Here is a 970-nt window from a genome sequence, read left to right on the forward strand (position 1 = left end):
GGCCGCGGTGATCGCCGAGTTCGACGACGGCACCGCCGAGGGCATCGAAGCGGTCAAGACGCTCACGGTGTGCGCGGCGCGCGAGCCAGAGCGGTTCGCCCACGCCGCGCAGCGCGCCCGCAACGACCGCGAGGACCGCCGGCTGCTCTCCGACGCCTACGCCCACGCCCGCGAGCAGGGCATCGCCCTGCTCCAGACCGACCCCGACGGCGATCAGGCCACTGGCGATGCGGACGCAGGCCAGTACCCGGGCGCGCGGGCGTTGACCGAGCTGCGCCCGCGGGTCGAGGACCCCTTCTACACCCGGCTGACCGTCGAGGACCACCAGGACTGCCCGGGTCACGCGGTCGTGATGGAGGTCCGCCGGACCTGGCGCAACACGGAGCCGCCGACGGTGGAGACGATCGCCTACTGCCTGGACCCCGACACCCACGGCCACGCCCCGTACTACGAACGCCACGCCAGCCCTGACACGGCGGCCGTGGCGGCCACGGAGGAGGAGGTGGCCGCGGCGAAGGACGCCGCCCGCGTCGAGCGCCGGCGGGTGATCGAGGGCAACAAGGCATGGGACGCCGCCGTCGTGGTGCGGCGGGAGTTCCTGCGCTCGCTGCTCGCGCGCAAGTCCGCACCGAACAACGCTGCCCTGTTCGTCGCCGAGGCGATGGCCTCCGGCGGGCACGAGCTGCGCAAGGCGTTCGAGGGCGGCAACCAGCTCGCCTGCTCACTGCTCGGGGTCGAGGTCCCCGACCGCTGGCACGCCGGCAAGCCCAACCCGCTGCTCGGGCTGCTCGCCGGGGCGAAGGCCGGCAAGGCCACCCAGGTCATGCTCGCGGTCGCGCTGGCCGCCGAGGAGGACAGCCTGCACCGCCACAGCTGGCGAGAAGGCAACGCCAGGCCCGACACCCGCGCAGCGGCGTACATGAGCGCGCTGAAGAACTGGGGCTACACCCCGACCCACGTCGAGGAACTA

At 73.5% G+C, this 970-nt stretch carries 1 pseudogene; it reads left to right on the forward strand.

Annotated features, from left to right (window positions below):
* Positions 1-970 (forward strand): annotated as a pseudogene (locus tag TOK_RS33610) (chromosome partitioning protein ParB); the annotation flags it as partial.

It is taken from the genome of Pseudonocardia sp. N23, assembly GCF_002583555.1.
Lineage (GTDB): Bacteria > Actinomycetota > Actinomycetes > Mycobacteriales > Pseudonocardiaceae > Pseudonocardia.